Genomic DNA, 20,725 nt, shown 5'->3' on the forward strand with positions numbered 1-20,725 from the left:
TTTTTAAATGTCTAATTTAAAAGAAATAAAAAGAAAAATAAAAAGTGTCCATAATACACAAAAAACAACTAATGCAATGAAGCTTGTTTCTACTGCCAAATTAAGAAAGGCAGAAGAGGCAGCTAAAAAGTCAAAGATTTTTGCTCAAAAAATTGATGAAGTTTTATCTGAAATTGCTTTCAAGATTAATCAATACGAAGGTCTTGATGATAAACTTCCATTTTTTAGAAAAAAAGACAATATTGAAAAAATGGATATTATTTTCATTACTGCTGATAAAGGCTTGTGTGGCGGTTTTAACATTAAAACTATTAAAACAGTAAATGAAATGCTCGAAGATTGTAAAGCAAAAAAAATCAAGGTAAGATTAAGAGCTATTGGTAAAACAGGTATTGAGTATTTTAATTTTCAAAATATTGAAATTTTAGAAAAATATTTAGACACAAGCTCTAGCCCTGATTATGAAAAAGCTTGTGCTATTATTGAAAATGCAGTTGATGATTTTATAAATGAAGTTACAGATAAGGTTGTAATTGTACACAATGGCTATAAAAATATGATTTCGCAAGAAATTCGTATTAATGAATTATTACCAGTGCAAGCTATTGCGAGCAAAGAAGAACAAGAGTCTCAATCTTTAATGGATTTAGAACCTGAAGATGAAGAAATTTTAAATGATTTATTAAAAACTTATTTTGAATATAATATGTATTTTTCTTTAGTTGATTCTTTGGCGGCTGAGCATAGTGCAAGAATGCAAGCTATGGATAATGCAACCAATAATGCAAAAGCTAGAGTTAAACAACTCAATTTAGCTTATAATAAAGCAAGACAAGAATCTATTACCACCGAATTGATAGAAATTATCAGTGGTGTTGAGTCAATGAAATAAATTTAGGAGTGATGATGCAAGGTTTTATTTCTCAAGTTTTAGGACCAGTGGTTGATGTTGAATTTAAAGAATATCTTCCACAAATTAACGAAGCTATAATTGTAAATTATGAATTAGAAGGAAAAGAATGCAAGCTAGTGCTTGAAGTAGCTGCGCATTTGGGTGATAATAAAGTAAGAACTATCGCTATGGATATGACTGATGGTCTTGTTAGGGGTTTAACGGCTGTTGCGACTGGAAACCCAATTAGCGTTCCAGTGGGCGAAAAAGTACTTGGAAGAATTTTCAATGTAACAGGTGATTTGATTGATGAGGGTGAAGAGATCAATTTTGATAAACATTGGTCAATCCATAGAGATCCACCTCCATTTGAAGAGCAAAGTACAAAAAGTGAAATTTTTGAAACAGGTATTAAGGTAGTTGATTTGTTAGCTCCTTATGCAAAAGGTGGTAAAGTAGGACTTTTTGGTGGTGCAGGTGTTGGTAAAACCGTTATTATTATGGAGTTAATCCACAATGTTGCATTTAAACATAGCGGTTATTCTGTTTTTGCAGGTGTTGGTGAAAGAACTCGTGAGGGTAATGATCTTTACAATGAAATGAAAGAAAGTAATGTTTTAGATAAAGTTGCATTATGTTATGGTCAAATGAATGAACCACCAGGAGCAAGAAATCGTATTGCTTTAACAGGTCTTACTATGGCTGAGTATTTTAGAGATGAAATGGGACTTGATGTGTTGATGTTTATTGATAATATCTTTAGATTTTCACAATCAGGTTCTGAAATGTCGGCACTTTTAGGAAGAATTCCTTCAGCTGTTGGGTATCAACCAACTTTAGCTAGCGAAATGGGTAAATTCCAAGAGAGAATTACTTCAACTAAAAAAGGTTCTATTACTTCAGTTCAAGCAGTTTATGTGCCAGCAGATGATTTAACAGACCCTGCTCCTGCAACTGTTTTTGCGCATTTGGATGCAACTACGGTTTTAAATAGATCGATTGCTGAAAAAGGTATTTATCCAGCTGTTGATCCGCTTGATTCTACTTCAAGAATGCTTGATCCACAAATTATTGGTGAAGAGCATTACAAAGTAGCTCGTGGAGTACAATCAGTACTTCAAAAATACAAAGATTTGCAAGATATTATTGCTATTTTAGGTATGGATGAATTGAGTGAAGAAGATAAATTGATCGTTGAAAGAGCAAGAAAAATTGAAAAATTCCTATCTCAACCATTCTTCGTTGCTGAAGTATTTACAGGAAGTCCTGGTAAATATATTAGTTTAGAAGATACAATAGCAGGTTTTAAAGGTATTTTAGAAGGAAAATATGACCATTTACCTGAAAATGCTTTCTATATGGTAGGTGGAATTGATGAAGTTATTGAAAAAGCAGAAAAACTTAAGGCTTAATAATGGATAATTTAATACATATAGAGGTGGTAACACCTCTTGGTATGATTTACAATGATAATGTAAAATCTATTGTTCTTCCTGGAAGTGAAGGTGAATTTGGTGTTTTAAAAGGACATGCATCTTTAATTTCTTCTTTAAGGGCAGGGATTATAGATATAGAAAAATCAGATTCTACCCATGAGTTAGTTGCTATTGATTCAGGTCATGCAAAAGTTTCTGAAACGAAAGTAAGCGTTTTAGCAAAAGGTGCTGTGTGGGTTGGAGGAAATAGTGATAGTGAAATAGCAAAAAGATTAGCAGATGCAAAAGATTTAATCAAATCTATGAGTAGTGATAGTGTTGCTTTAGCTTCTACTTTTGCTAAGATGGATAATAATGTAAGGCAAAAATAGTGGATTTTCAATCAATTTTTCATTTTTTTGAAAATACAAGCTTAATTACTTATATTGTATTGGCTTGGCTTTCGGTGTATTTTATACTTAGTTTTAGCATTTTATTCTCAAGATTAATGCTTATTAATAAATGGATGCAAGATGAAAGTCAGGCTTTAGAAGCTTTGATGAGAGGAGAGAGGGATTTAAGCCAAAGTGCATCAATTTTAAAAAAATGTATAGAGATTGATGAAACTAAGATGAATATTTATAAAAATTCTGTTGAAAAAAAAGCCACAATTGGATTAACTTGGCTTAGTATTATTGCTTCAACCTCTCCTTTTATAGGTCTTTTTGGTACAGTTATTTCTATACTTGAAACTTTTGGTGGTTTAGAAATGCAAAATTCTTTGAGTATTATTGCGCCAAAAATTAGTGAAGCTTTGATAGCTACAGGTTGTGGAATTTTAGTGGCAATTCCTGCATATAGTTTTCATTTGATTATCAAACGCAAAGCTTATGAACTAATTAATATTTTAGATAGTGAGATAAAAGTATTAGTAAGTTCAGCAAAGGTTTAATTGATGTTTTTAGAAGAAAAACCCGAACTAAATATTACACCTTTAGTGGATATTATGCTTGTATTGCTTGCTATTTTAATGGTAACAGCACCAAGTATTACATATGAAGAAAAAGTTCAACTTCCTCAAGGTTCACAAAAAACTTCAAGTGCTCCAAATATCAAAAGTTTAATTATAACAATTAATGCAAAAAAAGAAATTTTTATAGGAAAAGATAAATTTAATTTTTTAAGTTTTGCGGATAATATGAATGCATTAAAAGTGCAATATAATACTCAAGAAACAGTTTTCATTAGAGCGGATAAGAATTTAAAATATGATGATGTAATGAGTGTTTTAAGAACAATGAAGCATTTGGGTTTTCAAAAAGTTGCTTTGCAAACTGAGTAAAAAATGGAAGAAAATTCTACATATAATTTTAAAGCTTTTACTTATGCGATTTTAGTTTATTTTTTTGTTGTTTTTTTAGTATTTTTTAAGTTAGTCGAATATAAGCCAAAAGCTATTGAATATACCATTGATCCCAATAGTTTTATTAATATAGAACTTGGAGATAGTATAAATCAAAATCAAGTAAATATGATACAAGAGCTACAAAAGGAAAATTTGCAAAGTTTATTTGAAGAGAATCTTTTGCAAAAATACACTACAAATAAAAATGTTAATACTCAAAATGTAGAACAACAAGCTAGTGTTTTCAATGAGTTATTTGGCAAAATAGAAGACTATCAAGAAGAAAAAACTACAAAAGTACAATCTTCAATGCCATCGAAAAAACCTACTTTTACTCAAAGAGAAAAAATCAATGATTTTTCTAAGCAATTAAATGAAAATCTACAAATTAATCAAGAACTAGGACAATCTGTTATAGAACAAAAAATAGGAGTTTATGATCAATTTTTAGGTGTTGTTAGAAAACATCTTGAAGATAGATGGAGAATATACAATCCTAGTGGTAATTTAAGTATAGAAGTAGAATTTGTAATTGATAATAACGGATATTTTTATTTGTTAAGTACCACTAGCGCACATAGTGATAATTTTGATAAAAAGGCAAAAGAATTTTTACAAAATTTAGAAGGAAAATACATAACTTTACCTCCAAATGGTAAAATAAGAAAAATTAAAATGAAACTTAGTGATATAATTGAGTTTAAAACGGAGAAGTGATGAGAAAAATATTAGCGTTTTTATTTTTTTGTTCAGTATTATTTGGGCAAGATGCGACAATATCTGTTGTAAATAAAGGTATGCAATTACCTAAAATTTATATTAAAGATCAATCAAGATTGAATGATTTAGATCTTAAAAAAAGCTTTTATAATATGCTTGTTAATGATATAAAAGTGAGTTCAAATTTTGAATTAACTCAAGATGAAAAACAAGGTGATTATATTTTTTCTTATGTTTTAAATAAAAATGGTAAGCTTTTGGATATTGATGTTGAAATTTTAGCTGCAAATGAAACAAAAACGAGATTTTATGAGCAAATTCTTTCCATTGAAGAATATCCATTTTTAGCACATAGAAGTGTCGCTCAAATGAATAGAAAATTAGGTTTTGCACCAGTTGATTGGATGGATCATAAAATTTTAATAGCTAGAACTCAAGGTAATAAGCAAAGTGATATTTTGTTAGCAGATTATACTTTAACTTATCAAAAGATATTAATATCAAAAGGTTTAAATTTATTTCCCAAATGGGCAAATAAAGAACAAGATGCATTTTATTTCACTGCTTATGAAGATGAAATTCCAACACTTTATAAATATAATATGAAAAATAAAAACATCACAAAAATCATTGCTAGTAAGGGTATGATGGTTGCTTCTGATGTTAGCGATGATGGTAAAAAAATTTTACTTACTATGGCGCCAAAAGATCAGCCAGATGTGTATTTGTATGATACAGATACAAAAGATTTAAAACAGATCACAAATTATACGGGTATTGATGTAAATGGCAACTTTGTAGATGATGATAAAAAAATCGTATTTGTATCAGATCGTTTAGGTTATCCAAATATTTTTATGCAAAATTTAGATTCTAATTTAACAGAACAAGTAGTTTTTCATGGTAAAAATAATTCTTCAGTTTCTACCTATAAACATTATATGGTTTATTCTAGCAGGGAGGTAAATCAAAGTGGGGTTTTTAATCTTTATTTAATGTCAACCCAGAGTGATTATATAAGACAACTCACTGCAAATGGTAAAAATCTTTTTCCAAGATTTTCAAGTGATGGAGAAAGTGTAGTATTTATTAAATATTTAGGTTCACAAAGTGCCTTAGGAGTCATTAGAATTAATGCAAATAGGGCTTTTCATTATGGTTTAAAGGTGGGTAAAATTCAATCAATTGATTGGTAAAATATCAAAATTGTATTTTTTTTGTTATAATTAAACATGATTTTTAAATAAAAAAGGGGAAAAGCAATGAAAAAAATCATTTTTGCTTCAATTACTGCGTTTGCTGTTATTGTAAGTGGTTGTGCTACAAAAAATACTAGTGTAAGCAGTTCAAGTAGTGTAGATGGATCAAAAGGTAGTGGTGGTTCTGATAGATTTGAAAATCTTGAATCTTTGAATTCTATTGCAAATGTGTATTTTGATTTTGATAAATTTAATGTTAGAAAAGATATGCAAAAAGTTGTTGCAGATAATGCTGAAATTTTCAACAAAGAAGCCGCGAATGCTGCAATTGTAGTTGAGGGAAACTGCGATGAATGGGGAACTGATGAATACAATCAAGCTCTAGGTTTAAAAAGAGCTAAAGCTGTTAAAGAATCTTTAGTAGCTCAAGGTGTTAGCGCAGATAGAATAAGCGTAAAAAGTTATGGAGAAACTAATCCTGTATGTACTGAAAGAACAAAAGCTTGTGATGCGCAAAATCGTCGTGCAGAATTTAAATTATCAAAATAAGTTTTAAATAAATGAAAATCAAATTATTATCAGTAGCTCTTTTAGGAGCTACTTTTTTATACGCTGAAATTTCAGCATTTGATGCAGGAAAAGTAGATACAAAAACACCTTATGGCTTAACTCAAAATGAAAAATTACAATACGAAAATCAAGAACGCTTAAAAGCTTTAAATGAATATTATACTAATTTGACTAGTAAGATAAATACTGCTGTAGAAAATATAGAAGGTTTACAAAGTGTAACCGAGGGTTTAAATGCTCAATATTCTAAAGCGAATACAAAATTACTTTCACTAGAAGAAAACTATCAAAATTTTGATGCAAATATCACAAAAGAAATTCAAAATTTAAGAGCTTATGTAGAAGAAAATAGGCAAATTCAAGAAAAAAATCACCAAGAAATTCAAAAAGTATTGAGCGAAATAACAACTTTGATCAATAAAATTAATGATGATTATGTTTCTAAAGAAGATATGAACCAAACCATAACTTTTTTTCAATCGGAAATAGCTAGAGTGCAAAATCAAACAAATAATATCCAAGTTGTTCCTATTGCTAGCGAAAGCAATAAAACACAAGAAGTCATTAAAGAAACAAATACGACTTTGGAAAAAGAAATTGTTCAAGCGAAAGATGATAGTTGGAAAAAACTGCAATCTAGCGAAATTTTAAAAAAAGCTATTGATGAAACCAATAAAAATCAATTTGATGATGCAAAAGAAAAATTTGAGTATTTAATTAGTATCCATTATAAACCTGCTAGATCTACTTTTTGGCTTGGAGAGATAAGATATAAACAAAAAGATTATGCAGGCGCTTTGGGATTTTACAAAAAAAGTTCTGCTATAAGCACCAAGGGTGATTATGTGCCAAAATTACTTTATCATACGGCTATTAGCTTAGATAAAGTTGGGGATCCAAAAAGTGCTAATAAATTTTACAAAGCTTTAAAGACAGCTTATCCTGATAGTCCTGAAGCAAAAGTTTCGCCAGATAGAAAATAAAAAAGGAGATAAAATGGCTATAGAAAAAAATAGTGTAGTTTCAATGTTTTATGAGTTAAAAGATGCAAACACAAATGAAGTTTTAGAATCAAATATTTATGCTGAACCTATTTCTTTTATTTTAGGTAAGGGTCAAATTTTAGAAGGACTAGAAGAAGAAATTCAAAAACTTGATGCCCCGTGTAATGCCGATATTGTGATAAAAAAAGAAAATGCTTTGGGTGAATATGATGCAAATGCATTGCAAACTTTACCAAAAGAACAGTTTGCAGGGATTGATTTGCAAGTTGGTATGGAGCTTTTTGGCGAAGGCGAAGATGGTAATACAGTAAGAGTAATTGTTAGAGAAATTACTGAGAATGAAGTTATTATTGATTATAATCATGCTTACGCAGGAAAAGACTTGTTATTTTCAATTAATATTGTAGATGTTAGAGCTGCAAGTGAAGATGAAATTTTAACAGGAATTATTGCAGGTAGCAGAAGTTGTGGATGTGGTGGTGGAGGACATCATCATGATCATCATCACGGACATGGTGGTGGATGTTGTGGTGGCCACGGACATGGTGGTGGCGGTTGCTGCGGTGGACACTAATGAATAGTGCATTTATTTTCCCAGGCCAAGGCTCTCAAAGTGTTGGTATGGGGCTTAGTTTTTATGAGAATTCACTTAAAGCAAGAGAATTATTAGATTGTGCAAGTGATTATTGTAAGATTGATTTTAAAAATTTGCTTTTTAAGGAAAATGAAAATTTAAATAAAAGCGAATTTACACAAATGGCCATAGTGTTAAACTCACTAATGGCTTATGAAGCTTTAAAAGAGCAAGCTAGTATAGAAGCTAAGTATAGTTTAGGCCATTCACTAGGAGAATTTAGTGCTTTAGCGACTCAAGGTGCATTTGACTTTTTAGATGTTATAGTACTTGTTAACAAGCGTGGCCAATTTATGCAGGAGGATTGCTCTAAAATCGAAGCTGGTATGATGGTGGTTTTAGGACTTGAAGATAAAGTAGTAGAAGAACTTTGCCAAAAGGCATTAAGTGAGCAAAAAAGTATTTTTGCAGCTAATTATAATTGTGAAGGACAGATTGTAGTAGCGGGTTTAAAGCCTGATTTAGCTTCTTATGAGAGTGAGTTTAAGAATGCAGGAGCCAAAAGAGCTATGCTTTTGAATATGAGTGTTGCAAGCCATTGTCCATTATTAAAAAATGCGTCTTTAAAACTTACAAAAGAACTAGAGCTTGTGTTAAAAGATGATTTTAAAAGTGTAGTTTCAAATGTAAATGCAAAAATATATAGTGATAAAACTCAAGCTTTAACACTTTTAAGCGAGCAACTTATAAAGCCTGTTCTTTATAAGCAAAGCATTAAAACAATAGATAATGAAGTGGATTTTTATATAGAATTTGGTGCGAGCGTGCTAAAGGGCTTAAATAAAAAAATCACTCAAAAAGAAACTTATGCTTTAAGTAAAATAGAAGATATTGATGAAATTCTAAAGGTGATTAAATGAAAATAGCTATTTTAGGAGCTATGCCCGAAGAGGTTACTCCTTTACTCGAAACATTAAAAGAATATCAAACAATTGAATATGCAAATAATACTTATTATATTGCAAAATACAAAAATCATGAATTAATCATCGCTTATTCTAAGATAGGGAAAGTAAATTCCACTCTTAGTGCGACTATTATGATAGAAAAATTTAAAGCTGAACTTATGCTTTTTACAGGAGTGGCTGGTGCTTTTAATCCTAGTTTGGAAATAGGGGATTTAATCTATGCTACAAAATTAGCTCAATATGATTTAGATATTACAGCTTTTGGACATCCGCTCGGTTATGTTCCTGGTAATGAAATTTTTATAAAAACAGACGATAAGCTTAATAATCTTGCCATAGAGGTTGCTAAAGAACTTGGTGTTAAATTACAATCAGGTATTATCGCTACGGGTGATGAATTTATTTGTGATGAGAATAAAAAAGCAAAAATTAGAGAAATTTTTAATGCAGATGCTTGTGAAATGGAAGGAGCTAGTGTGGCTTTGGTATGTGATGCTTTAAAAATTCCATGTTTGGTTTTAAGATCAATGAGTGATAAGGCAGGTGAAAAAGCTGAATTTGACTTTGATGAGTTTGTAGAAAAATCCGCTAAAATTTCAGCTAATTTTGTTTTAAAAATTTGTGAGAAATTATGATAAATCTTAGCAAAAGACTAATCAGAGAAGTTGCAAAAGCAAATGCTAAGTTTTCCTTAATAGAAGATAATGATAAAGTTTTATTAGGACTTAGTGGCGGGAAAGACTCTCTAGCTCTAGCTCATCTTTTAAAGCGTATGCAAGCACATGCACCTTTTAAATTTGAACTTAAAGCAGTAACTTTAAGTTATGGCATGGGTGAAGATTACACCAAACTTCATAATCACTGCAAAGAACATAGTATTGACCATGAGGTTATTGATTCTAATATTTATGAAATTTCAGGTGATACCATTAGAAAAAATTCAAGCTTTTGTAGCTATTTTTCAAGAATGAGACGTGGAGCTTTATATACTTACGCCTTAGAAAATGGTTTTAATAAGTTAGCCATAGCTCATCATTTAGATGATGCAGTAGAGAGTTTTTTTATGAATTTCATTTATAATGGTGCTCTTAGAAGTTTAGCGCCAAAATATAAAAGTAAAAGAGGTATAGAAGTCATCCGTCCTTTGATTTTTGTAAGAGAAAGGCAATTAAGAGAAAATGCTATTAATAATGAATTAGAAGTAATTGGTAATGAATTTTGTCCTGGTATGAAATTAAGTGAAAAAAATGTAAAATTTCCTCATGCTAGAGAAGAAGCTAAACAGCTTTTAGCAAATTTAGAAAAAGAAAATCCAAAATTATTTACGAGCTTAAAAACTGCATTTGAAAATATCCACACGGATAGTTTTTTCATGGTTAAGGATAATGACTAAACTTTTAATTATAGTTGATTATCAAAATGATTTTATCGATGGTAGCTTAGGTTTTGAAAAAGCTACCAAGATAAAAGATAATATTCTTACTCTTTTAAAAAATCATCAAGGTGATGTTGTTTTTACTTTTGATACGCATGATGAGAGCTATTTAAAAACCCAAGAAGGAAAAAAACTGCCTATTTATCATTGTATTAAAGATACTTTTGGTTGGCAAATGCCAAGTGATTTTGATGTGTATTTAAAAAATGCAAAAAAAATCTTTTATAAGAATGCTTTTGGTAGTTTAGAATTGGCTAATTTTTTAAAACAAAATCATTATGAAAGTATAGAATTTTGTGGTTTGGTTTCGCATATTTGTGTATTTAGTAATATTATTTTAGCTCAAAGCGCCACGCCTAATTCTAAAATTATTTTACATAAAAATGCTACTGCAAGTTTTAATGAATCTTTAGAAAATAGTGCTTATGAAATTTTACAAGCTTATGGTATAGAGCTTTTATAGATGCAAGGCTTTATTTTGCACACTCAGAGCGTAAAAGATGAGGATTTGATTGTTTATCTTTTAAGCGCCAAAAAAGTTATTAAAAGTTATAGATTTTACGGAATGAGACATTCTAATATTCTAAATGGATATAAGATTGATTTTGAACTTGAGGAAAGTTCAAGATTTTTACCGCGCTTAAAAGATGTTTTACACATTGGATTTTCTTGGGTTTTAGATAGAGAAAAAATGTTTTTTTGGCAAGAATTTATCAGGCTTTTTTATTGGCATTTAAAAGATGTTGAGGAGATTGATAGTTTTTATTTTGAGCTTTTAGAAGATTGTGCTAAGCGTTTTGAAAAACAAGATTGCAAGCGTGTGATTGTGGATGCTTATTTAAAGATTCTAAGCTTTGAAGGACGCTTGCATAAGGATTTTATTTGCTTTTTGTGTGATGAGTGTATAAAAGAAGATGTTGTATTGGTAAGGGCTTTTTTGCCTGCGCATAAAAAATGTGCTTTTGGCTATGAGTTTAAAGCTGAAGATCTTGCAAAATTTTATGAAAATTTTAATTCATCGCATTTTAGCGATGAATATATTGATAATTTATATAAAATCATTAAAGAGGGTTTTTAAGAGTAATATCATACATCATAATAGCCTCTTGTCTTAATTTTGCGATGATATTTGCACTATCAATATGTGTATTTTTTATAATAGCTTCCTTGCTATTTTTAATATCTTCAAGCAAATTTCCAAGTTGTTTTTGGGAGCTTTGTAAGCAAGTGCTTATACATTTTGGTTGTGTTTGTTGTAAAACTTGCTCGAAATTTAAACTTTGATTGTTAAGCTTTGAAGCATGTGCTGCTAGATTATTTGCACTTGTTCTAATGCCACCTAATGCTTTGTAAATCCCTTTTGAATTGATATGAGCTGCCATGAACCTTCCTTGTTTTATGGTATCTCTTCATTCATATTGCTTAGAATTTTACAAGCAAAAATCATTCCTTATTGAAAAATTCTTGCATATATTTTCGCATAATTTCTGCATCATTAATGCGATTAACACAATCTCTAAAATTTGAAGCATCTTCATAGCCTTTAGAATATTCATGTAAGTGCTTTCTAAATATGCTTATACCTTGTTCTTTGTAATGTTTTAGCATTTCTTCAAAATGTGTAAAGATGATTTTGTTTTTTAAAATTTTATCGATTTTTTTGCCAGTTTTTACCTCGTGAAATATCCAAGGTTTTCCTATGCTTGCACGCCCTATCATCAATGCATCACAATTTGTTATTTTAAAAACTTCTTTAGCATTTTCTGTGCTAATATCGCCATTTGCAACTAAAGGAATTTTGATATTTTCTTTAGCTAAAGCTATAGCTTCATAATCAGAATTTCCACTATACATTTGTTTTCTAGTGCGACCATGCATACTGATAAAATCTACCCCAGCATTTTCACATGCTTTAGCAATGGTAATAGGATCTTTTTTTTCAAACCCTAATCTTACTTTGACACTAGTTAGCTTTTTATTACTTGTTTTTTTGATAAGTTCTAAAATTCTTTGCAATTTATCAAGATCTTGCAAAAGAGCACTACCTGCACATTGTTTTATAACTTTATTTACAGGACAGCCGCAATTAAAATCAATCCCATCTATAAAATCAAAACGATTTAATATTTCTACCGCTCTTTGAATCACACTTTCATCCGAGCCTGCAATTTGAACTATATAAGGATTCTCAAGTTCAGCTTTTTCCAACATTTTAAGAGTTTTTGAGCTTTCATACACTAAAGCATTAGAACTTATCATCTCACTAATTGTTACATCAGCCCCAAATTGTTTAACTAAATTTCTCAAAGGCAAGTCTGAAAAACCTGCCATAGGAGCTAAAAACAAAGGTTTTTTACTAAAATCTATCATTGTATAAATTTTTCGAGTTCTATTTTTTTATTATGTTCTCTTAAAAAGAGCAAGAGTCTAAAATCCTTATGTTCGTTTTGATCATTTCCTAATTCATTAAGCAATTCATCATACATACCAAATTCTGCTAAAGTATAAAGATAAGCTCTTAAAGCTTGAGAATGACTATCTTTTAACTTTTTAAATAAAGCAATTAATATTTGAGGCTCTATTTTTTTACAAAGTATTTTTGTGCATTGTAAATATGACTTATCATCTAAGGTATTCATGCTAAGCAAAACTTCGATTTCAGCATGATTTAATTCCAAATTTTCTTTTTCAAATCTATCCAAAAGTAATAAAATATCATCTTGATTTTTTTGTATTTTTAGTGTTTTAATTTGGCTATAAGGTGCATTATCTAATACCATTTTATAAGCAAAATTTTCTAATTCATTTGTCAGAGTTTCTTTATTTTTAATAAAAGAAAAAGCATAGTCGCTATCTTTTTGGAAATGATTTTTTTCATTTAAAATGAAAATTTCATTATGTGGATCGAGTTTGTATTTTTTTAATTCCACAAATTCCTTTTTGTCTAACTGCTCTAAAATATTTATAATATCATCTATTTTTGTATTTTGATTTTTTTCTTTAAAATAAAGAGCTTGAGTGTTTTTGGCTATATCTTGAAATTCTTGAGTTTTAAATTTAATTTTGCTTATTTTTTTCAAAAATACATCAATTAAAAAATTTTCATAATTTTTGCTATCTTTAATAAGATTTTTGTATTGTAAATGTTTTAAAAAGCCATAAAAACTCATATGCAATAAAGCTAAAACCATCAAAATAAATGCAGGTAAAATTACCCACAAGCTGATAGGTAAATTTAGCTCAAAAGTAGAAATTGTGAAAGTGTAATTTCCCAAATTTAGATTATAAACTAAGGCTGCTACGATTAAAAGATAAACTAAACTTGCAAAGAAAAATAATTTTACTTTCATAATTCTTTCCTTTTTTCTAAGTTTTCACGACAATTTATACAATATTTTGCGTGAGGTTTTACTTTGAGTCTTTCAGGATGTATATCTTCATCACAATACTCACAAATTCCATAAGTATTGTTATCTATTTTGCTTAATGAATGTTTAATTTCTTCTAATTCTGTTTTTAAATTTTCATTGATTTTTAAGTCAATATGTGAGCTGTTGTCAATTTGCTGTAAATCAACTTCATCTCTTGGTTCACTATCTTGCAGATCATGGATATTGTCTATATTACCTTGAAGTTCTTGTAAAATTTCTTTTTGTCTTTGAAGTAATATATTTTTAAATTCTTCAAGATTTAACTCTTGCATAAATGCTCCTATTTGTGGTATGGATGATTTGTATTAATGCAAAATGCACGATAAATTTGTTCTAAAAGCATAGTTTTAGCAAATTTATGCACTAAAGTCATTTTGCTAAGAGCTATGCTTGTATGCATTTGTGCGATGAATTCTTTTTCAAGGCCATAAGCGCCACCTATAAAAAAAGAAATTTCATTTTTATCTTGTAATAATTTAGCAAATTCTACACTTGTAAGCTCTCTACCCTTTTCATCTAAAGCTATGCAAAAACCTTTTTTATAAGGATTTAGCGCGTTTGTATAAGATTTTTTTGCTTCTATGGTATTGGTATTTTGTGCTAAATTAATTTTATTGTTAAAAATACAAATATCATTAAAATTGCAAAATTTTTTGATGAGCTTGGTGTAGTGCTCATCTATTTTACTAAATTCATTATTATTGTTTTTTTGAATGCTTAAAAGATTAATATGCATTTTTAATTTTTAGAAAAAAATCTTAAAAAATCTGCTATAAATTTTTTATGTTCACTTCTTTCTACAATAGCATCAATTAATCCATGTTCAAGTAAAAATTCGGCCTTTTGAAAGCCTTCTGGTAAATCAGCACCTATAGTTTGTTTGATAACTCTAGCTCCTGCAAAGCCTACTAGGGCACCAGGTTCAGCCATAATGATATCTCCAAGCCAAGCAAACGATGCGCTCACCCCACCCATAGTTGGATCAGTTAAGACAGAAATATAGGGAAGCTTTTCTTCTGCTAATAGCTTTAATGCTGCACTTGTTTTGCTCATTTGCATTAAAGAATAAGTGCTTTCTTGCATTCTAGCTCCACCACTTGCGCTCACTATAACAACAGGAGTTTTTTTCTCAATCGCTCTTTCAATAGCTCTAAGAATTTTTTCACCTTCTACTGAGCCCAAACTTCCACCCATGAAAGAAAAATCAAAAACAACTAATTGAGTTTTAATGCCATCTATATTGCACTCGCCGCTTATTATAGCGCTTTTTCTTCCTGTTTTTTCTTCATTTTCTGCTAATCTTTTTTTATATGATTTACTATCAACAAATTTAAGCGGATCAATCGCATGTAAATCTTTATCCATTTCTACAAAAGTATCTTCATCACTAAGTAGCTCGATACGTTTTAAAGGATTTAATCTCATATGAAAATTACATTTAGGACAAACATTATAACAAGTTTCTATTTCTTTATAATACATTAACGCATGACAAGAATTACATTTTACCCAGTGATTTGGAGCTTCGCTTGGAGCGGCTTGTTTGCGTCTTATACTAGAAAAAATATCTAAAAAATTCATTATCTCTACCTAAAATAAAATTTCAAAATTATAGCAAGATTTTAGTATTTTTAAAATCTTGCACCCAACATAAACTCGAATTTGCTTAAGTCGTCTTTTGAATTAGTGTTAAATGGTTTAGCAAAAACTAAATTTAAAGCACCTAGTGGGGTTAGCCACTCAAAGCCAACACCTGTGCTCCATCTTTGAATTTGACTTAAAGAACTTTCTCCTATGGCACCATAGTCAAAAAACACACTTCCTCTTAGTTTGATTCTATCAAAGATTGGAAAGCTAAGCTCTACAGAATTTGCAAAAGCCACTGTACCACCTGTTTCATCACCCCATTCGTTTTTAGGACTCACGCTTCTTCTATCAAAACCTCTAATAGTTCCTATGCCTCCAAGGTATAATTTTTCATTGATAGGTAAATAACCTTGATCCCATACCTTATAAAAACTTGCTTTATAGCGATAAATCAAATCCCAACCTATAAATTCTTCTAAGCCTTGATAATAATTAAATTTAGTAGTAGAGCTTATGAATTCTTGATCTCCACCTAAGCCTGCATATTCAAGTGAGGTTGAAGCGATAAAACCTGATCTTGGTAGATAATAATCATCTGTATTGTTAAATACTATTGAAGGAGTGATAGAACTTTTGTAAGTTTTACCAAGTTTATATCCTTGAGCGATTAAGCGATCACTCAAATGATAAATATCACTTTGTTCAAGATTGTAAGTTAAATCTATGCTTGTATATCTTCCCAAAGTTTTACCAACACTTATATCAAAACCATAGTTTCTCTCATCATAACTATCCCATTCTAAACGATCTGAATATAATGATCCTCCAAGAGAATAATCACTATCATTTACTCTAGGATTTCTTAAAGATATTCTACCTGAAAGTGTATCATCGCCTTTGTCTATACTTACACTTCCTTTCATGCCAGAGCCTAAGATATTTGCATCAGATAATGAAGCACTAAGTAAAATTCCATCACTAGTTCCATAACCAATACCACCTGAAATAGCTCCAGTTGAAGCTTCTTTGACTTCTACTATCAAATCAATATGCGTATCATCTACTCTTTGTTCTTTAATATCTACATTTTCAAAATATGCAGTTCTTCTTAGAGCATTTCTTGAGTCTATTAAATCAGTTCTATTATAAAGATTGCCTTCGGTTAGATAAAGCTCTCTACGAATAACCCTATCAACTGTTTTAGTATTACCTGAAATTTCAACATTTCTAACATATACTTTTTCATTAGGTATGACTTTAAAAATAATCATAGCTTCATGGTTTTCTTTATCTTTTTGTATATCAGGTATAACCTGTACAAAAGCATAACCCAAATCAGCTGTTTTTGTTTCTATAGTTTTTATATCTTCTCTTAGTTTTTCTATATTAACTATTTTTCCAACACTTAATTTTAAATCATTTACTAAAGCTTCATTTTCTTCATCACTAAAAATAGGATTAAAAATTTTAATCCCTTTAACTTTATAAACCTCACCCTCGTTGATAAAATAAGTTAAATCAGCTTGATAAGTATCTGTATAAGTATTTAAAAAAGCAGGAGATACGCTCACATCAAGATAACCTTCTTTTAAATATACATCTGAAATTCTTGAGCTATCATTTGCAAGATCAAAGATTTTAAGCTTACCATCGTTAAAGCCCCACATCCAGCCTAGGGCTTCTCTTTGTTTATTTGCTACCGCAGGTTCAATATCTGAATAACTTAAATTTTTTGCACCACTTAAATGTACTTTTTCTATGATGATATTTTCCCCACGATTTACAACAAAAGTAAGTTTTAATGAGCTTGAATTACTTAATTTTTCATCTTTGATTTCTACAACAGTATCATAAAAACCTTTGGCTTGATAAAAAAGTTTGATTTTTTCAGCTGCGTCTTTAGCTGAATTTTCATCATATAAAATTCCAGGTTTTAAACCAACAAGGCTTTCTATTTGTTTTCTATCGTTACTTGCTATACCTTGAATATCTATTTTTCCAATGGAAGGTTTTTCTATTACTTTAAAAGTTAGCACCCCATTTTTTTCTTCTACTACTATATCTTTAAAATAATTTCTATCAAAAAGGTTTTTAATCGCTATGTCTATACTAGCAGGATCGATTTTTTGTCCTATTTTTAATTTAGAAATCGCAATAGCACTTTCTTTAGAAAGTTGCGATAAGCCTTCAAATTTGATATCTTTAATCGTAGCTGCACATAAAGAACTTGAGAGTGCAAAGAAAACAAACCATTTTTTCATCATTTTACCTAAATTTTTATATACAAAATCGTTATAATACCAAAATATTTTTAACTAATGCTTTTTAAGGAAAATTTATGAAAGTAGGTATAATCGGACTTGGCTTAATAGGTGGATCTTTGGGCCTTAGCTTAAGAGAGAATAAATTAATAGATTTAGTTTGCGGATATGATATAAACAAAGAATTTGAACAAATCGCGCTAGAGCTAAAATTAATAGATAAAATTGTTTCATTTGAAGAGTTAAAAAAATGTGATGTAATTTTTTTAGCTATCCCTGTAAGAGCTATTGTAAAAATTTTAAAAGAATTTCAAAATATTTCTAAAGATTGCACTATCATTGAGCTTGGAAGTACAAAAGAAGAAATTATTAAAAATTTACCATCTGATTTACAAAGTCAATTTATCGCAGCTCATCCTATGGCAGGAACAGAAAATAGCGGTCCAAATGCAGCTATAAAAGACTTATATAAAAATGCAGTTTGTGTTTTATGTGATGTGCAAAATGCTGATCATATCCATCAAAAAAGAGCTATAGAAATTTTTTCAGATTTAGGAATGAAGCTTGTATTTATGGATAGTATTTCACATGATCATCATGCTTCTATCATTTCACACTTACCGCATGTGATTAGTTTTTCCTTGGCAAATTTTGTAATGAAAGAAGAAAATAAAAAAAATATAGCCCACCTAGGAGGTCCTTCTTTTAAAGATATGTGTAGAATTGCAAAATCAAACCCTCAAATGTGGAGTGGTATTTTTGAACAAAACAAACAAAATTTATTAAATTCTATTGATTTATTTCAAAAAGAATTACAAGAGTGTAAAAAAATGATAGAAAAATGTGATATAAATGAACTTGAAGCTTGGATTAAAAGCGCAAATAAGTTAAGAGAAATTTTGTAAAATTTTTTATAATTTACTCTTAATTTGCTAAAGCATAATATATTTTTACAAAAATTATACAATGAAAGTGGAGAATATGGTTTTTACGCGTAAAAGATCAAATAAAAAATGGATTTTTCTAGTTTTTTTAATACTTTTAGCCTTTGGGGTTTTTGTGTTAAATACAAAGCTGTTTGAAAAAAATCCTCCATTAATCCAAACAAAATCAGATATTATTTATAGCAATTTAACAGATCCTATATCTATAGAAATAAGCGATGAAAGCGTTTTAAAAGATGTTAAAGTCACACTATTTAAAGCAAATGAATTAAATGGTGAAATGCTTGTTAATGAACATGTTAAAGGTAATAAAAAAAGTGTCCATTTTGATTTAAAACTACCAAAACCAGCTTATAAAGAAAATGTTGATTCTTATAAGCTTGTAATAGAAGCAAGTGATAGTAGTTTTTGGAATTTCTTTTTAGGAAATCAAGCGCTTAAAGAAGTGAAAGTTATCATTGATACCAAAAAACCATTTGTAGAAATTTTAGACAATTCTTATCAAATCGAACAAGGTGGAGTAGGTAGTGTGGTATTTAAAGCAAGTGATGAGAATTTACAAGAAGTTTATGTCACAACTGATAAAGACAAAATTTTTAAAGCAACTCCTTATGTGAAAGAAGGATATTATGCTGCTTTGATTCCTTGGGAGGCAACCGATGAGCATTTTAGAGCTTATGTAGTAGCAGTAGATAAAGCAGGTAATGTAAACAAACAAAGAATTAGATATTATTTTACCAATAAAAAATACCGTGTATCAAATATAAAAGTAAGTGATAGATTTTTAGATGGAAAGATTGAATTTTTAGCACAAAAATATGCTCCAAAAGACAGAGAGTTAAGCAGGCTAGAAAAATTTAAATTTGTTAATGAGGACTTAAGAGCTTCTAATGAAGTTATCATTCATGATATTACGAGTAAAGTTCCTGATACTATGATTAATAATTTTAAAGTCAATCTTTTCAAGCCTTTAAAAAATGGCCAAAAAGTAGCTGATTATGCTGATCATAGGTTTTATTCTTATAATAATCAAGCATTTAGTAGCTCTTATCACATGGGGCTTGATTTAGCAAGTGTAAAAGAAGCGCCTATCATTAGCAATAATGATGGTGAAGTGGTATTTGTACAAGAAAATGGAATTTATGGACTAAATATTATTATTTATCATGGTTTTGGGATTTATACTCTTTATGGACATTGCACTAATGTGGATGTAAATGTGGGCGATAGAGTTAGAGCAGGTGATGTTATAGGCACTACAGGCACTACAGGCTTAGCGCTTGGAGATCATGTGCATTTTGGTGTTTTGGTGCAAGGTGTTGAAGTGCGTCCTGAGCAATGGCAAGATGCAAAATGGATAAAAGAAAATATCTATAATGTATTAGAATCAAGCAAAAAAAGAATTTTGAGTGAATAAAAATGAATCAAACAACAATAGCAAAAGAAGTTAAAGGTGTTGGTATAGGTTTGCACAAGGGTGAGCCTATTAGTATAAAATTAGAGCCATTAGAAGCTGGTAGTGGTATAGTGTTTTATAGAAGTGATTTGGGAATTTCTTATGAAGCAAAGCCTGAAAATGTCATCGATACACAAATGGCTACTGTAATAGGCGATCATAGGGGTTATGTTTCTACTATAGAACATTTAATGAGCGCAATTAATGCTTATGGTATTGATAATGTGCGTATAGTTTTAGACGCAAACGAAGCTCCTGTAATGGATGGTAGCAGTATAGGTTTTTGTATGATGCTTGAAGAAGCAGGTATAAAAGAGCTTGATGCGGCAAAAAAAATTTTAGTGATTAAAAAAAGTGTAGAAGTAAAAGAAGGCAATAAATTTGTGCGTTTAAGTCCTACGGATATGCCTATTATAAACTATACAATCGAATTTGATAATCCTATTATAGGCAAACAAAATTATTGTTTTGAATTTAGCAAACAAAACTACATAGAGCAAATAGCAAGAGCAAGAACCTTTGGATTTTTAAAAGATGTTCAAGCTTTAAGAGCTATGAATTTAGGTCTTGGTGGAAGCCTAGAAAATGCTGTTGTGGTTGATGATAATCGTATTTTAAACCCTGAAGGTTTGCGCTTTAAGGATGAATTTGTGCGTCATAAAATTTTAGACGCTATTGGGGATTTAACCTTGCTTGGATGTAGAGTTTTTGGAGATTATACTTCTTATGCAGGTTCACACAAGCTTAATCATCTTTTAACTAAAGAACTTTTAAAAGATCCTAGTACCTATGAAGTGGTAAGCTTAGAAAAAAGCACACATAAGGTTTATGAAAAGGTTTTTGCATAAAAAAGGTTACTTTGCT

General features: G+C 29.8%; 25 protein-coding genes. 18 read left to right on the plus strand and 7 right to left on the minus strand.

Annotated features, from left to right (window positions below):
* Positions 1-7: 7 nt before the first annotated feature.
* The 15 genes from atpG (at position 8) to recO (ending at position 11,260) form a co-directional block, all read left to right on the plus strand.
* The gene (atpG, locus tag L8U37_RS06745) at positions 8-892 is read left to right on the plus strand and encodes an ATP synthase F1 subunit gamma (protein ID WP_133319667.1); all 885 of its coding nucleotides are present in this window, start codon (positions 8-10) and stop codon (positions 890-892) included.
* Positions 893-906: 14 nt separating this feature from the next.
* Positions 907-2,304: a F0F1 ATP synthase subunit beta gene (gene atpD, locus L8U37_RS06750; RefSeq protein WP_133319666.1), complete on the plus strand. Its 1,398-nt coding sequence runs from the start codon at positions 907-909 to the stop codon at positions 2,302-2,304.
* 2 nt (positions 2,305-2,306) lie between these two features.
* Positions 2,307-2,699 (plus strand): ATP synthase F1 subunit epsilon, encoded by a 393-nt coding sequence (gene atpC / locus L8U37_RS06755; RefSeq protein WP_133319665.1) that lies wholly within the window; start codon positions 2,307-2,309, stop codon positions 2,697-2,699.
* Positions 2,699-3,259, plus strand: a complete 561-nt coding sequence (locus tag L8U37_RS06760; protein ID WP_263728880.1) for a MotA/TolQ/ExbB proton channel family protein — start codon at positions 2,699-2,701, stop codon at positions 3,257-3,259. The genes atpC and L8U37_RS06760 overlap by 1 nt, the downstream gene beginning before the upstream one ends.
* Entirely contained in the window at positions 3,260-3,649 is a 390-nt protein-coding gene (locus tag L8U37_RS06765) for an ExbD/TolR family protein (protein WP_133319663.1), read from the plus strand.
* Between the two features lie 3 nt (positions 3,650-3,652).
* Entirely contained in the window at positions 3,653-4,429 is a 777-nt protein-coding gene (locus L8U37_RS06770) for a TonB C-terminal domain-containing protein (protein ID WP_263728881.1), read from the plus strand.
* Entirely contained in the window at positions 4,429-5,628 is a 1,200-nt protein-coding gene (gene tolB / locus L8U37_RS06775; RefSeq protein ID WP_133319661.1) for a Tol-Pal system protein TolB, read from the plus strand. Before L8U37_RS06770 ends, tolB begins: the two co-directional genes overlap by 1 nt.
* A 66-nt stretch (positions 5,629-5,694) precedes the next feature.
* Positions 5,695-6,180 carry a peptidoglycan-associated lipoprotein Pal gene (gene pal / locus L8U37_RS06780; protein ID WP_133319660.1) on the plus strand — a complete coding sequence of 162 codons (486 nt, stop codon included), beginning with the start codon at positions 5,695-5,697 and terminating at the stop codon, positions 6,178-6,180.
* A gap of 11 nt (positions 6,181-6,191) precedes the next feature.
* Positions 6,192-7,184: a tetratricopeptide repeat protein gene (locus L8U37_RS06785; RefSeq protein WP_263728882.1), complete on the plus strand. Its 993-nt coding sequence runs from the start codon at positions 6,192-6,194 to the stop codon at positions 7,182-7,184.
* Between the two features lie 13 nt (positions 7,185-7,197).
* The gene (locus L8U37_RS06790) at positions 7,198-7,779 is read left to right on the plus strand and encodes an FKBP-type peptidyl-prolyl cis-trans isomerase (RefSeq protein ID WP_263728883.1); all 582 of its coding nucleotides are present in this window, start codon (positions 7,198-7,200) and stop codon (positions 7,777-7,779) included.
* Positions 7,779-8,699, plus strand: a complete 921-nt coding sequence (gene fabD, locus L8U37_RS06795; protein WP_263728884.1) for an ACP S-malonyltransferase — start codon at positions 7,779-7,781, stop codon at positions 8,697-8,699. Before L8U37_RS06790 ends, fabD begins: the two co-directional genes overlap by 1 nt.
* Entirely contained in the window at positions 8,696-9,382 is a 687-nt protein-coding gene (locus L8U37_RS06800; RefSeq protein WP_133319656.1) for a 5'-methylthioadenosine/adenosylhomocysteine nucleosidase, read from the plus strand. The genes fabD and L8U37_RS06800 overlap by 4 nt, the downstream gene beginning before the upstream one ends.
* Positions 9,379-10,140, plus strand: a complete 762-nt coding sequence (locus L8U37_RS06805; RefSeq protein ID WP_263676320.1) for an ATP-binding protein — start codon at positions 9,379-9,381, stop codon at positions 10,138-10,140. Before L8U37_RS06800 ends, L8U37_RS06805 begins: the two co-directional genes overlap by 4 nt.
* Positions 10,133-10,645 carry a cysteine hydrolase family protein gene (locus L8U37_RS06810; RefSeq protein WP_263676319.1) on the plus strand — a complete coding sequence of 171 codons (513 nt, stop codon included), beginning with the start codon at positions 10,133-10,135 and terminating at the stop codon, positions 10,643-10,645. The genes L8U37_RS06805 and L8U37_RS06810 overlap by 8 nt, the downstream gene beginning before the upstream one ends.
* Positions 10,646-11,260 (plus strand): recombination protein RecO, encoded by a 615-nt coding sequence (gene recO / locus L8U37_RS06815; RefSeq protein ID WP_220566497.1) that lies wholly within the window; start codon positions 10,646-10,648, stop codon positions 11,258-11,260.
* Here recO and L8U37_RS06820 read toward each other — a convergent pair.
* From L8U37_RS06820 to bamA, 7 genes are all read right to left on the minus strand, one after another.
* Positions 11,244-11,564, minus strand: a complete 321-nt coding sequence (locus L8U37_RS06820) for a hypothetical protein (RefSeq protein WP_039617382.1) — start codon at positions 11,562-11,564, stop codon at positions 11,244-11,246. The two genes, recO and L8U37_RS06820, sit on opposite strands and share 17 nt — an antisense overlap.
* 61 nt (positions 11,565-11,625) lie before the next feature.
* Entirely contained in the window at positions 11,626-12,552 is a 927-nt protein-coding gene (locus L8U37_RS06825) for a tRNA dihydrouridine synthase (protein WP_220566496.1), read from the minus strand.
* Positions 12,549-13,532: a hypothetical protein gene (locus tag L8U37_RS06830; protein ID WP_220566495.1), complete on the minus strand. Its 984-nt coding sequence runs from the start codon at positions 13,530-13,532 to the stop codon at positions 12,549-12,551. Before L8U37_RS06830 ends, L8U37_RS06825 begins: the two co-directional genes overlap by 4 nt.
* The gene (dksA, locus tag L8U37_RS06835) at positions 13,529-13,885 is read right to left on the minus strand and encodes an RNA polymerase-binding protein DksA (protein ID WP_133319649.1); all 357 of its coding nucleotides are present in this window, start codon (positions 13,883-13,885) and stop codon (positions 13,529-13,531) included. The genes L8U37_RS06830 and dksA overlap by 4 nt, the downstream gene beginning before the upstream one ends.
* Positions 13,886-13,893: 8 nt before the next feature.
* Positions 13,894-14,349 carry a 23S rRNA (pseudouridine(1915)-N(3))-methyltransferase RlmH gene (locus tag L8U37_RS06840; RefSeq protein ID WP_220566494.1) on the minus strand — a complete coding sequence of 152 codons (456 nt, stop codon included), beginning with the start codon at positions 14,347-14,349 and terminating at the stop codon, positions 13,894-13,896.
* Between the two features lie 2 nt (positions 14,350-14,351).
* Complete coding sequence (gene accD / locus L8U37_RS06845; protein WP_263660733.1) at positions 14,352-15,194, minus strand: acetyl-CoA carboxylase, carboxyltransferase subunit beta; 843 nt, start codon at positions 15,192-15,194, stop codon at positions 14,352-14,354.
* 50 nt (positions 15,195-15,244) lie between these two features.
* Entirely contained in the window at positions 15,245-17,461 is a 2,217-nt protein-coding gene (bamA, locus tag L8U37_RS06850; protein WP_263676315.1) for an outer membrane protein assembly factor BamA, read from the minus strand.
* A gap of 77 nt (positions 17,462-17,538) precedes the next feature.
* Here bamA and L8U37_RS06855 point away from each other — a divergent pair, with 77 nt between their 5' ends.
* From L8U37_RS06855 to lpxC, 3 genes are all read left to right on the plus strand, one after another.
* Positions 17,539-18,366, plus strand: coding sequence for a prephenate dehydrogenase (locus L8U37_RS06855; RefSeq protein ID WP_263676314.1), 828 nt, complete (start codon positions 17,539-17,541; stop codon positions 18,364-18,366).
* Between the two features lie 76 nt (positions 18,367-18,442).
* Entirely contained in the window at positions 18,443-19,822 is a 1,380-nt protein-coding gene (locus L8U37_RS06860) for a M23 family metallopeptidase (RefSeq protein WP_263728886.1), read from the plus strand.
* A 2-nt stretch (positions 19,823-19,824) separates the two neighbouring features.
* Entirely contained in the window at positions 19,825-20,709 is an 885-nt protein-coding gene (gene lpxC, locus L8U37_RS06865) for a UDP-3-O-acyl-N-acetylglucosamine deacetylase (RefSeq protein ID WP_263661636.1), read from the plus strand.
* The last annotated feature ends 16 nt before the right edge of the window (positions 20,710-20,725 follow it).

The organism is Campylobacter sp. RKI_CA19_01122 (genome assembly GCF_025771325.1).
Lineage (GTDB): Bacteria > Campylobacterota > Campylobacteria > Campylobacterales > Campylobacteraceae > Campylobacter_D > Campylobacter_D lari_D.